This is a genomic window from Paenibacillus sp. GM2FR (assembly GCF_002803325.1).
Taxonomy (GTDB): Bacteria; Bacillota; Bacilli; order Paenibacillales; family Paenibacillaceae; genus Paenibacillus_AQ; species Paenibacillus_AQ lautus.
In genome coordinates this window covers 2,723,397-2,737,282 of the sequence record NZ_MKZM01000008.1, presented here as the reverse complement: position 1 = coordinate 2,737,282, position 13,886 = coordinate 2,723,397, and the positions used below count along the sequence as shown (strand labels likewise).

Genomic DNA, 13,886 nt, shown 5'->3' with positions numbered 1-13,886 from the left:
AGCTAAGCAGCAACCTATCTGATGATGCCCATGAGCCCATCGCCGTTATCGGCATAAGCGGACGATTTCCGGAAGCGAGAAACGTTGAAGAAATGTGGACGATTCTGACCGAGGGAAGGAACGCAGTGAGAGAAATTCCCGCTGATCGGTTTGATTGGCGTCATTATTACAGTCCCTCAGACAAGGATCCTCACAAGACAGACAATAAATGGTGCGGTTGTATCCCGGGCGTTAGCGAATTCGATCCGTTATTTTTCGAGATCTCACCTAAGGATGCGGAATCAATGGATCCGCGGCAGCGCTTATTGCTCCAGGAAGCCTGGAAGGCGTTGGAGCATGCTGGCTACGGAGACAAAAAAATCAGAGCTGGGAAAATTGGCATGTTTGTGGGTGCTGAGCAAGGGGATTACCAGCAGCTAGTTAGAGGAGAGGCAGGGATTACCTCCAACCATAATGCTATTCTGGCGGCAAGGCTGTCCTATTTTCTGAATTTGAATGGTCCGGTACTCACGGTGGATACGGCATGTTCTTCTGGGCTGGCCGCAGCACACCAAGCTTGTCTCAGCCTTCGCAATGATGAGTGTGATACGGCCATTGCTGCCGGTGTCAATCTGATGCTTACTCCAGACCCGTATGTTGGAATGAGTCAGGCCGGGATGCTCTCCAGGGATGGTACATGCTTTGCATTTGATAAACGGGCGAACGGGCTTGTTCCTGGAGAAGCGGTCACCGTGGTTGTGCTCAAGCGTTTATCCAGGGCAGAGGCCGATGGGGATTCGATCTTGGCGGTGATCCGCGGCAGCAGTATTAACTATGACGGCAAAACAAACGGAATCACGGCTCCGAGCGGAGTTGCGCAAACCGAGCTTGTGAAAGCCGTTTATGAACAGTCTCGTGTTAACCCGGGTGATGTTGAATATGTCGTAACACACGGGACCGGAACGAGGCTGGGGGATCCGGTAGAGGTAAACGCCCTTCAAGATGCATTCAAAGCCTATACGGATAAACAAGGATATTGCGCGATTACTTCCAATAAAACGAATTTTGGGCACACCTTCGCCGCTTCTGGGTTAGTCAATATGATCAATCTGATACAAGCTTTCCGTCATGAAACGATTCCTGCAAGCCTGAATTTTGAGCAAGAGAATGATTTTATCCATTGGACGGAAAGTCCTTTTTATGTCAATATATCGAATAAACCCTGGCCAGCCAGCGGAAATAAAAAACGTCTGGGTGCCGTAAGTGCGTTCGGAATGAGCGGAACGAACGTTCATATGGTTTTGGAGAGCTACGTTACAGCTTCCGTAGAAGAGCCAACAGGCATTCCCCCTTATCATTTGCTTACGTTCTCTGCCAAAACGAAGGAAGCAATGGAAGAGAAGATTCAAGATATGGTTGTCATGCTAGGAAAAGCGGATGCATCACAGGAATCGTTGAGCAAAATAAGTTATACCTTGTTGGAAGGACGACAGCATTTTAACCATCGTATGGCAGTTGTTGCTGGGGATAAACAGGACGCAGAATATATATTATCGGCAAACGGGGATACCTTACGTCTGCCCAATCGCTTTGCTGGAAAAGTGCCACGTGATTTTGAAGGCCAACCTTTGATCCAGCAGTACGTCAACGATCTACTGAGATCTGCCCAATCTCTGAAGGAAGATCCGGATAAATACCGAGAAGCACTCTATGCATTAGCTGATCTGTACTGCCAAGGGTATGAGATCAGCGGCGAAGGTTTATATGACGGTGCATTGGCCCAGCTGACAGAGCTCCCGACTTATCCATTCGCCAGAGAGCATTATTGGGCATCTGTCCAAGACGCGACCGCTGGCGTTGCAAATACGAAACCCGGGCGCTTCCGAATCATAAACAGGCCCCGAAGAGATGCACATCATGGGCCTTCTGTGGGACAAGATCAGCTTCGAATAACAGAAGGTGCGGCGCCGCAAGAAGCTAACGAATTGATGACATTTGAAGAGGTCTGGGAAGAAGAGGCTTTAGAGGATATCCATAACGCCGATTTAAAGACGCTGGTTTGTTTCCTAACCGAAGAGGAGAGCAAACAGATTGTTACGGACAAAGCCACAGCCTTGGATGGAGACACGCAGGTTATTTTTGTTTCGCAAAGTACCGTCTTTGACAAGAAATCCAGGCATGATTACCGTATTCCCGCGATGAATAGGGATTCATATGTACAGGTGCTGTCGAGTATCCGCAAGGATTTCAAAGAAATCGATGCCGTTCTGTATTTATGGCCAATTGAAGATGCTGCGTACATCAAAGATTATTCCAGCATCGTGCATTTGGTTCAGGCTATCGCTGCCGCAAAATTAAAACCGAAGCAGTTGTTGCTTGCCGGCCAATTCGAGAATCCGATTGAGCGATGTTATATGGAATCATGGATTGGCTTTGAGCGATCTTTAGGTCTCGTACTGCCAAATGTTCGCGTAAGTGTCGTTTCCATTGAGTTGCAGGCACGGTTGCGAAAGGAGTCTCTGATCGTCCCGATTGGGAAGCTGTGGACGGAACTTCAAGCGAACCAATCAGGAAGTGTACTGTATCAGGACGGAAAACGGTATATTTGCCGAGTCAAGCCCACCATGCTGGAGATTGATTCTATCATGTTGAAGCGAGGGAGAACCTACCTGATTACCGGCGGATGCGGCGGCTTGGGGCTTCTTTTTGCCAGACATATCGCAAGCCGGTATGCTGCGAATTTAATCCTTACAGGCAGATCCCCGATGAATGATGAAATACGGGCCGGCATCAAGGAGCTGGAGGACCTGGGCAGTCAAGTTCTATATGTCCAATCCGATATTTGTGACGTGGAACATATGCGTGAAGGTTTGGTCGCTGCAAAGGCTCGTTTCGAACCTATACATGGGGTTATTCATGCGGCCGGCATGTCAAGCCGTCAACATATACTTGAAAAAGAGTTGGAAGATTTCCATGCAGTGCTCGCTCCTAAAGTGGAAGGAACACTCGCACTGGATGAAATACTTCAGGATGAGCAGCAGTTGGAATTTATCTGTTATTTCTCATCCACCTCGGCTGTGATTGGCGATTTTGGTTCATGCGACTACGCCATTGGAAACCGGTATCAGATGGCATATGCGCGACATCGGAACGAACAGAACCGGGCCGGTCGATCCATCGTGATCAATTGGCCGCTTTGGAAGGAAGGCGGCATGGGCTTTGAGGATCAGGATAATACCAAGATGTATTTGAAATCCAGCGGTCAGCGCTTGCTGGAGACTGAAGAGGGCTTACAGATATTTGAGCGCATTCTTTCTCACAGTCTTTCGCAGCATCTGGTGCTGGTTGGTCAGCGAAGCCGGGTGCATCGATTCCTGGGGCTGGCCAACAACGAGAATTCATTTGAAGCAAATAGACAAACACCAAATACCGTAAATGCGAACGCTGCTCAAGGCAAGGGATGGCGGAATGAAATGAAGGGATTGAGCCTTGCGCAGCGCCTGGAATGGGATATGAAGGAAATCGTAAGCGAGCTCCTTAAGATCCCTCGCGATAAGCTGGATTTAGACGAAAATTTGGCGGAATTCGGCTTTGATTCCATCAATCTTGCACAATTTGCCAATGTGCTGACCGGGCATTATGACTTGGATATCACACCTTCGTTATTCTTCGGACAATCCACGATCGGAAAATTAATCGATTATTTTTTGAAAGAGCATAACGAAATGATGACTGAATTTTATCGAGAAAGTCAGATCGTAGATACGGAATCGCCAAACTTTCCAGACACAGCTGCAGCTGAGCCCAAAGCTTTCAAGAGAGCGAGGGTGCAGGAACGAATAGCCTCATCATCAAACCTCCATGAGCCTATTGCGATCATTGGCATGAGCGGACGGTTTCCGGAAGCCCGAAACATCGATGAGATGTGGACGATCCTGGCGGAAGGCAAAAGTGCCGTGTCGGAAGTTCCTGCCGAGAGATTCGATTGGCGGCGATATTATGGGGATGGCGAGCAGGAATCAACGCCAATCCATTGCAAATGGTGCGGAACCATTCCGGGCGTCCGTGAATTTGATCCGATGTTTTTTGAGATTTCGCCTAATGAGGCGAAAACGATGGATCCGAGACAGCGGCTTTTGCTTCAGGAATCCTGGAGGGCGTTGGAAGATGCCGGGTATGGGGAGGACAAGCTTGGCGGATGCAAGATCGGGATGTTTGTTGGAGTCGAAGATGGCGACTATCATCTGCTTGTGAAAGACAAAGGGAGTATAACCTCTAACCATAACGCTATTCTGGCAGCGCGGTTATCGTATTTTCTGAACTTGACCGGGCCGAATATGGCCATTAATACAGCATGTTCATCGGGACTGGTTGCAGCTCATCAAGCGTGTATGAGCCTACGTAATGGAGAGTGCGACGCGGCCATCGTGGCAGGAGTCAATCTTCTGCTTACACCCAATGCATACACTGGCATTAGTCAGGCTGGGATATTATCAGCAGACGGCAAGTGTTATGCATTTGACCAACGGGCTAACGGAACGGTTCCCGGTGAAGCTGTTACCGCTTTGGTATTCAAACGCTTGTCACAAGCCGAAGCGGACGGGGACCCTATACATGCGGTGATTCGCGGAAGCGGAGTTAATTATGATGGGAGAACCAATGGGATCACAGCTCCCAGCGGAATTGCCCAAACCAATCTGTTGAAAGAAGTTTACCATCAATATCAGATCAATCCAGCAGAAATAGAGTACATTGTAACCCATGGCACCGGGACAAAATTGGGCGACCCAGTAGAAATTAATGCCTTGAATGAAGCGTTTAAAGCGCATACGGAGAAACAGGGGTACTGCGCGCTTACCTCTTCCAAGACGAATTTCGGCCATGCTTTTGCGGCTTCCGGACTGGTAAGCCTGATTAATCTCGTGATGTCCCTGCGTCATGAAATGATTCCGCCAAGTCTTAATTTTGTGCAAGAGAACGATTATATCCAATGGGCGGACAGCCCGTTCTATGTGAACAAGAAAGCGAAGGCTTGGAGTCAAGCTAACGGAACATCCCTAAAAGGAGCCGTCAGCGCTTTCGGAATGAGCGGAACTAACGCGCACATGGTTGTCGAGAGTTATTCGAGGAAAAAAGTTGCTGTGTCCACGGAGCGACCGCCGTACTATGTGCTTGCACTTTCAGCCAAAACGAAAGAAGCGCTCGAGGAAAAAATCCGGGATATGCTTCATGCACTCGTTAATGAGAAGTGGGGTGAAGAGGACCTTCAGCATATCAGCTATACGCTGCTGAATGGCCGCGTTCATTTCAGTTATCGCTGTGCCGTTGTCATACAGGATTTAAGTGATGCTGTGTATGTAATGAAACAGGTTGGGAACCGCGAGAAAGTGCCGAATCTTTTCGAAGGCAGGGTTCCCCGCGATTTTACCGGACAAAAAGCGATGCAACTGTATATACAGGAACTGCTTGCGAAGAGCTGTACCCAGCATCTTGGCAAAAGCCAATTTAAAGACACGCTATATGCCCTGGCGGACTTTTACTGCCAAGGATATGAAATCGAGTGGGGTCAACTTTTTGGTCATGTTCGACCTTACAAGGTTAAGCTGCCGACGTATCCATTTGAACGGGAAAGCTATTGGGTGAATACTGCTGAAGGAGAATTTTGTGAGCCAACAATCAGGAGGATCGATGCCGCAGGACCTCATCCTGCAGTAGAGGCTGAGGTGAGTCCGTTAGCCGACCGCACATATGATGTGGAGATCAAAGCTGATGTTGAGATTTCATATCATTCAGGCGAAATGGATTCCGAAGCGCTGGTGTCGTCAGTTTCTGCTCAACTAAGAACCCTCTTGACGGAGGTAACCGGGATTCCCCATGACAAATTGGAGAATGCGGCCACCTTTGAAGAATTGGGACTGGATTCCCTGATGATTCATGCGTTAAATAAAAAAATCGAGCTCTGGGTTGGACAGTTAGACGCCACTCTTTTTTATACGTACAACAGCATCCAAGCATTAGCCGCTTATTTGGCACAGGAATATAATGTAGCGGTCTCCAAGCATGTGGATACGGCTGTGAATGGGGCATCTCTGAAGAACATAAAGCAGGTTGAGGAAGTGGGACCGGCCTCAAAACAACCTCCGCAAGCTCCTATTCCAGCAGCGATACCTTTAAGCCGTTCGATCTTATTAACGGATCGGCAGCCAAACGCCTCGAACGATATTGCCATTATCGGTTTAGCTGGCCGCTATCCGAAAGCAGATACGCTGCAGCAGTTCTGGAATAACCTGTACGCAGGAAAGGATTCCATTGAAGAAATTCCGGCAAGTCGCTGGTCTTTAGACGGCTTCTATGAACCGGACCGGACCAAAGCGGTAGCGAAGGGTTTAAGCTATAGCAAGTGGGGAGGCTTTTTGGATCGCATTGAATATTTCGATCCATTGTTTTTTAATATTTCGCCAAGGGACGCCATGTACATGGATCCGCAGGAACGCTTGTTTCTTGAGGTTGCCTGGGGATGTATGGAGAATGCGGGATATACCCGGGAATCGCTGAAGCGGGATGGGTATGGAAATCAAATCGGAGTATTTGTCGGTGCTACTTTTAACAACTATCAGTTGTTTATGGCCGATGCTGCCGGGCAAGCCAGTAAAGAGATGTATCTGGCGACAAGCCAGATGTTTTCGATAGCAAACCGGGTGTCTTATATCATGGATTTTACAGGTCCAAGCTTGACGGTGGACACAGCATGTTCTTCATCCCTATATGCAGTTCACCTGGCTTGTGAAAGCATTCGAAATGGGCAGTCCCGGATGGCAATCGCCGGCGGTGTAAATCTTTCGCTCCATCCTAGCAAGTATATTACATTGTGCCAGGGACAATTCAGCGCCTCCGACGGAAGATGCCGCGCTTTTGGCGAAGGGGGAACAGGTTATGTGCCGTCTGAGGCGGTAGGCGCAGTCTTTTTAAAGCCTTTGCAGGAGGCAATCAAGGATCAGGATTCCATTTATGGGGTCATAAAAGGAACCGCGGTCAGTCATGCGGGCAGGACGAACGGTTATACGGTACCAAGTCCAGTGTCCCAGTCTCAGGCGATTGAAAAGGCGCTTCTCCAAAGCGGGATTGATCCAAGAAGCATCAGTTCCATTGAAGCTCACGGCACCGGAACTTCTCTCGGGGATCCGATTGAGATTAAAGGCTTGACGGATGTATTCGGCAAATATACCGGGGATATAGGATATTGCTCCATTTCTTCAGTCAAATCCAACATTGGACATGCAGAGGCAGCGGCTGGTATTGCGCAGCTTACCAAAGTGCTGCTTCAATTGAAGCATCAAACCTTAGTGAAAAATGTCATGCACGGGCATGGTTTAAATCCTAATATTGACTTTGATCGGACACCATTTGTTGTGCAGCGTGATACCGCTCATTGGAAACGTCCAACGATTCATGGACAGGAAGTTCCTCGCCGTTCCGGTATTTCATCCTTCGGTGCAGGGGGAGCTAACGCACATATCATAGTTGAAGAGTATGTCCCGGTGAACGATCCACGGGCCCGCATTGCCGTCAATTCGCAAAGTCCTGCGCTAATTCTCTTATCGGCTAAAAACGAAGACAGGCTCCGGGAAAAGGCCAGGCAGTTATTGTATGCCATTACGGAAGAACCGTTTTCGGACGGCGCGCTTGCTGATATTGCCTATACGCTTCAAGTGGGGCGTGAAGCCATGGAAGAACGATTGGCATGGATCGTAGGGTCTATGGACGATCTTAAGATGAAGTTGGAAGGATTCATTGAGGGCAGTGGTCATATCAAGGACATGTTCCGGGGACAGGTTAAACGCAATAAGGAGACGTTGTCAGTCTTCGAAGCAGATGAAGAGTTTCAGGAAGCCGTTATCAAATGGATCCAGCGCGGAAAATACGCCAAACTTCTCAATCTTTGGGTAAGAGGACTGGGTGTCAACTGGAACCAGATCTATGGAGACGTGAAGCCGTGCCGCATTAGCTTGCCAACTTATCCGTTTGCTGGTGAACCTTACTGGATTCCTGAGATCGAGAAGGATGCCAATGCAACAGAGCCTGTTGGAGTTCCCGCCGTATCGGTTGTTCATCCTTTACTTCACCGGAATACCTCCGATCTTTCGGGGCTGCGTTTCAGTTCGGTTTTTACGGGGAGCGAGTTTTTCCTAAAGGATCATGTTGTGAAGGGACAGCGGGTTCTGCCTGGAGTGGCTTATCTTGAAATGGCTCGAACGGCCGTAGAACAAATTGCCGGAGAGACGCTGGAGCAAGGTCGCACAGGAATTCGGCTTAAAAATGTCGTATGGGCTCGGCCCATTGTGGCGGAAGATCAACCGGTTCAAGTCCATTTGGATCTATATCATGAGGATAATGGTGAAATTGCCTATGAAGTATACAGTGAGCAGGAAGCGGGAGGAGAACCGGTGCTGCACAGCCAGGGAAGTGCGGAAGTATGCAGCATGAATGATCATGCTTCGTTGGATATTGAATCTCTTCTGGCTGAATGCAATCTGGACATCATTTCATCAAGCAAGATCTATGAAACCTATAGCGCAATGGGTATACAATACGGTCCAGCACATCAAGGCATACAAAAAGTCTATCTGGGCAGAGGCCAGGCGTTAGCGAAGCTGTCTCTTCCATCCGGAGTGACCGACCCAGCTGCTCCATTTACGCTGCACCCCAGCCTAATGGATTCTGCTCTGCAGGCCACCATATCCATGATGATGAGCCCAGATTCAGCGTCGACCGCTTCATTGAAGCCGGGGCTTCCTTTTGCCCTGCAGGAGCTGGAGGTTTTCGGCAGCTGTCCTTCCGAGATGTGGGCACGAATCCGGTACAGTGACGGAAATAAACCAGAGAGTAAAGTGCAGAAACTGGATATCGACCTATGTGATGTTCTGGGTAAGGTTTATGTAAAAATGAAGGGGTTTTCAACCAGGGTGCTTGACGGAGAGGTGAAATCATCGGCGGTTTCGGAAACACCTGGCACCCTCATGCTGGAACCGATCTGGAGGGACCAGCCAGCTGCTCGGATTGGCAGTGCCCCGGAGTATGCCAAACACTTGGTGTTCCTGTGTGAAATCAGTTCGGGCATGGAGCAGAGTTTAAACCATCCGTTGAGCCAGGCCCGTTGCATTACGCTGGAATTATATCAGGAACGAATAGAAGAACGGTTCATAACGTATTCGGCCCGAATCTTTGAGGAGGTTCAAGCGATCCTGAGAGACAAGCCCAAAGATAAAATCCTTATCCAGGTGTTGTCACTCTCTCAGCAGGATCGGCTGTTGTTATCGGGTATCTCCGGCTTGATGAAGGCTGCACAGTCGGAAAACTCCAAGCTGGTATGTCAATATATCGAAATAGAATCCGTTGATTCTAATATAACGGACGTACTGATGGAGAACAGTCATTATCCAATGGATCAACGGATTCGGTATCGGGACGGCAAACGTTGGGTTGCCGGATGGGATGAACTCCAAGCTGATGCTATGAAGGCGGCTGCTCCCTGGAGAGACCGAGGCATTTACCTGATCACAGGTGGTGCAGGAGGTCTTGGCATCATTTTTGCCAAAGAGATTCTCCATAAAGCGAAAGAGGCCGTATTGATTCTTACCGGACGCTCATCACTGCATGAGAGCATGCATGCCGAACTGGATGAACTGCGGGTTCTTGGAGCCAAGGTTGATTATCGACAAGTCGACGTGACAAATAAGCAGCAGGTTACTTCCTTAATTCAGAGCATTCATGAGGAATACGGAAGCCTGAACGGCATCATTCATGGGGCGGGCATTATCCGAGACAATCTAATTCTCAGAAAAGATGTCGAAGAGTTGGAAAACGTGATGGCACCCAAAGTAAGGGGACTCGTAAATCTAGACGAAGCTAGCGAAGACATTCAACTGGATTGGTTCATTGCGTTTTCTTCTGTGGCTGGGGCGACGGGGAATCCGGGACAAGCGGATTACTCAGCCGCTAACGCTTTCATGGATGCCTACGCGGAGTATAGAAATTCGCTTACGGCTTCCAGGCAAAGGCATGGACGCATGTTATCCATCAATTGGCCGCTCTGGAAAGAAGGCGGTATGCGTGTTGACGAGGAAGTCGAAAAAATCATGATGAAGAGCCTGGGTACTGTCCCAATGCAGACTTCGACAGGTATCCAAGCACTGTATCAGGGGCTTGCCTCGGGAAGGAACCAGGTGGTAGTAATGACAGGCATCCTGTCCCGAGTGAAGCCTAGAATGCTGCCTGCAGCCGCATCCGGTCAGCATGAGAACATGCCAGCGCTCGTTAAGTCAGATGATACCAGCTTGGCAGCAAGAGTAGAGACAGCCTTGGTCCAGACTGTATCCAAGCTGCTAAAGGTCAAGCTGGAAGACATCGATATGCATTCGGAGTTAAGTGAGTATGGGTTTGATTCGATCTCGCTTACGCAATTTGCCAATCATTTGAATGAGGAATACCACCTTGAACTTACACCTACCGTGTTCTTTGAATATACGACGCTGGATAGCTTTGCCGAATACTTGTTATCGGAACATCGGACTGCCTTTGATGTAAAGGCTGCATTAACCGCTGAGCAGGATATATCCGTGCCGAAGACAAGGGGGCCCAAGGAAGAAGAGATTCCCTTGAGAAAATCACGTTCTCGCCCGGCAAGGATGGCAGTCCGGTCTGAGTCGCCGTCTCCGGACCCGGAGGCCACCGATTCTGAATCTGAGCCAATTGCGATTGTGGGCATCAGTGGCCTGTTTCCGATGGCAAAGGATGTGGATGAATTTTGGAAGAATATCGTGGAGGGCAAGGACTGTATAACGGAAATACCGAAAGAGCGCTGGGATTGGAGAGAATGCTTGGACGATGATTCTGATGACGAAGAGCAAACCAGTCTGAAATGGGGGGGCTTTATTGAAGGTGTGGAAGAGTTTGATCCGTTGTTTTTCGGTATTTCTCCGAGAGAAGCCGAAATGATGGATCCCCAACAGCGTCTCCTGCTGACTCAGGTTTGGAAGGCGGTTGAAGATGCCGGCATTTCGCCGAGCAAGCTCTCGCAACAGCCTACAGGCGTTTTCGTAGCTGCTGGCCCAGGCGATTATATGAACATCACTTCGATTTCACAAGGAAATCCCCAAGCGATGACCGGCGTGGTCCCGTCCCTGATTCCAAACCGCATTTCATATGCATTAAACTTGCAAGGTCCCAGTGAATACTACGAAACAGCTTGTTCTTCTACATTGGTAGCGTTACATCGAGCGATCCGATCCATATATAACGAAGAATGCGAACAAGCAATTGTAGGCGCTGTAAATCTGCTGATTTCTCCTATAGGCTTCATAGGCTTTGATGCTATGGGATATCTAAGCCCGGATGGAAAAGCTAAATCCTTTCAGTCCAACGCGGACGGATTTGTTCGGAGCGAAGGTGTTGGTGCAATCATCATCAAGCCATTGTCGAAAGCGATTGAGGACAATAATTTAATTTATGCCGTAATTAGAGGGACCGGCGTGTCCCATGGGGGCAAGGGAATGTCATTGACCTCGCCCAATGCGGCAGGGATGAAGGCTGCCATGGCCCAAGCATTTAAAGGCACGGGTGTTAACCCCCGGACGATATCCTACATTGAAGCCCATGGTATCGCGTCGCCTATCGCCGACGGCATCGAAGTCAATGCATTGAAGGCGGGTTATCAGGAGATAGCGTCTAACGATCCATCCCCATCTGGTTCTTTGGGAGAGAGCGCTTGTTATATCAGCACGCTGAAGCCTTCACTGGGTCATGGGGAAGTTGCCTCAGGCATGGCTTCGTTGATCAAGTCCATTCAGGCGATAAGACACAAACTTATCCCTGGAGTGAAACGATTTACGAGTCCGAGTCAGCATATTTCGCTGGAGGGAAGTCCGCTTCGAATTTCTGCAGAGCATCATGAATGGGAGTCGTTAACCGATGTGCATGGTAAGGTGCTCCCGCGACGTGCGGCGATAAACAGTTATGGCATCGGCGGTGTGAACGCTCATGTCATCCTGGAAGAGTATGTTCCGGCAGATGCCGGTAAGCATCAGGAACCTTCGAGGAAACCTCAGATCGTAGCGCTCTCGGCAAAAAGTACAGAGCGACTGGAAGAATATGCTCGACACATGCTTGAATATGCAGAACGTGTGCCGGAATTCTCTTTATCCGATTTCGCATTCACCTTGCAGATAGGCAGAGAACAGATGGAATCCCGGCTGGCTTTCGTTGCAAGTTGTCGCGAGGAGCTGATTAGTGGTTTCAGGCAATTCCTGAAACCATCGCAAGTCCTCCCGATGGCGAAAGATTCGCATCCTGTCATTTTTACAGGAGAGACAGTCAATTCCAAGCCCAAAATGGATTCGGATGCCGTTCTAACATTATTTGCGGATAACAACCTGAATGATATTGCTCTCCAATGGACAAGAGGCGGCATATTTCCATGGGAAACACTTCACGATGCAAAAGAGGTTCGTAGAATGTCACTGCCTGTCTATCCGTTTGAGAGGAGAAGGTGCTGGCCCGATCTTGATAGCGAGAGTGCACGAGAGATCCATGAGGGACAGGTTAAACGTGCAGCTTCAACCCATCGTTTAACAGAAACCACATCGGTTATGGCGGAGACGGACCCTAATGTAAGCAGCCGTGTTATCGAGATCGTATCGAAAATACTGGGAATGGCACCCTCTGAGATGAATCCGGACCGGCCTTTGGATCAATATGGGCTTGACTCCATTCTATTGATGCAGCTTTTGCAGCAATTGCAGAATCAGTTGGCCCCGGCGGTGGATCTCATTAAACTTCAGGAATGCAGGACCTTTCTGGATATCATTACAATGATCGAATCGCTGAGCAAAGTGGATGGATCACGAAGTATCAGCCGACAAAGTAAGTCCGAAGTGCCCGGGAGTTGGCCGCAGTTTCCCGAGCTAATCCTTCTTAACAATGGCTCACAGGGATCGCCCGTATTTTGGTTTCATGGCGGCTTGGGTGGCGTGGAAATGTATCAAAAGCTCGCGCAAAAGAGCGAGCGGCCATTTTACGGCATCCAGGCAAGAGGGTGGTTAACTGATCGATCTCCGTTAAAAGGGGTTGGGGCGATGGCTGCGTACTATGCCCATATTATTCAATCCGTTCAGCCTAACGGGCCTTATGATCTGGGAGGTTACTCCTTAGGCGGAGTACTGGCGTATGAAGTGACGCGTCAATTGCAGGAGCTTGGTCATTCGGTGAATTCAGTGGTGATGCTGGATTCACCATATGGAAAAGAGTTTCAGCAAGGAGCCGTTTCTAGAAAGACGGCCGTATTGCAAGCCGTTAATTTGGCCCTTGCTTCAAAGAATTTTCAGGAACCGGACACATTTATGCAGACGCTCATCCATCGAAATGAATTGGATCTGAGTGTTCAGGAAGAGGAATTGTTTGAACAGTTAATTAAGCTTGGAAACACCCGCGGACTCACCAAGACGGAGGAGCAAATCATGTCGATGATCGAAGCGAATATCAAGATACAGCATGCATACCAATTTGATCGATTTTCGGTGAGGCCGCTATCCGAACCCGATGCAGTAACCTGCTACTACTTCCGCAATAAGGGTGGACTGATCTTCGGAGAGCTGGAACCCTATTTCTCTACTACCGAAGATTCTTCTGCTCTTGACCATGCAACCTACTGGGAGGAATGGGAACGTCAATTTCCTAATCTGCATGTTATGGATATAGATCCTTCCAATCATATGGTGCTGTTATCAGAAGCCAAATCTTATGAAACGATTTTTGCGTTTTGCGAAGAGTTATATTCGGAACATGGCATGACCAAAGAGTTTCTCCACATGTTTAAAGAGAAGACGAAAGAATTACACGGAGTCAAGGCATGA

1 protein-coding gene (only partly in view) is annotated in these 13,886 nt (G+C 48.9%); it reads left to right on the top strand.

Annotated features, from left to right (window positions below; genetic code table 11):
* On the top strand, positions 1-13,886 hold the 3' portion of the coding sequence (locus PAEVO_RS12215) for an SDR family NAD(P)-dependent oxidoreductase (protein ID WP_100537790.1). The gene continues 4,117 nt to the left of window position 1, outside the view; 13,886 of the gene's 18,003 nt are visible here — the last part of the coding sequence; the start codon falls outside the window, past its left edge; its stop codon occupies positions 13,884-13,886.